Below are 773 nucleotides of genomic sequence, written 5' to 3'. Positions count from 1 at the left end.
TGACCTTGCTGCTCGCTGATGCTTAGCCGTCCGACGATGCTGGCGACTGCCCGCTGTCGTCCCCGCGTTGTGCCGCTACTTGTGCGGATAAAAAAAGACCGATTTCTGGCCCGACATGCTCTAGCCAATGCCCACGCACTGCTTTCTCTATCCCTTCCAAGCTCTTGACGGCTTCTGGAGCCGTCTCTTCGTAGAGCAATTCGGCTAACTCCTGAGTGAGTTCTTTGAGGCGGGCTTGCTTAGATGCATCCATGGGTCTGACCGGTTTCGTTATGAACTGCCCAAAGCTTAGCTCTTATGCTGCTCTTTAAGGGTAAGCATTTTTGCTTATTGCATAACTGGGATGCACCCTTTCTGAAGTTGCCTCAGTTGAGTGCCAAGTTGTTATGGTTTCCCCTTATCAAGAGGTGGCTGAAAGCTGAATATCGCGGCAACCACCTCAATCGGGAACAGCGACGAGCGCGTCCTCAACTCACCTTAAAGTCTCGAAAATATTTGGTGGTCGTCCTTGACCGAACTCAATGGAGAGACCGGAATTTGTTCATGGTGTCTCTAATTTGGGGGACTCATGCTTTACCGGTCTATTGGGAGTTATTACCCCAATTAGGCAGCAGTTCCTTGAGGCAACAGCAAAAAAATATTAGCGCCGGTATTGAAGCTATTAAAACCTTATCCAGTGGTGGCAGTAGGCGACCGAGAATTTCAGAGTGCTAAACTGGCAGACTGGCTCAGGAAGCGAGGTGCGGACGCTGTATTGCGACAGAAGAAAAGTA

2 pseudogenes are annotated in these 773 nt (G+C 50.1%); one reads left to right on the top strand and one right to left on the bottom strand.

What is annotated here, in order from left to right:
• Positions 1 to 253, bottom strand: a pseudogene (locus tag GEI7105_RS0121165) (ISKra4 family transposase); the annotation flags it as partial.
• 98 nt (positions 254 to 351) lie between these two features.
• On the opposite strand from GEI7105_RS0121165, the pseudogene GEI7105_RS36255 reads away from it, so the two are divergent.
• Positions 352 to 773, top strand: a pseudogene (locus GEI7105_RS36255) (transposase); the annotation flags it as partial.

The organism is Baaleninema simplex PCC 7105, from assembly GCF_000332355.1.
Lineage (GTDB): Bacteria > Cyanobacteriota > Cyanobacteriia > Cyanobacteriales > Geitlerinemataceae > Baaleninema > Baaleninema simplex.
Note: the sequence above shows the minus strand (reverse complement) of the source record. Positions and strands in the feature narration are given on the sequence as shown.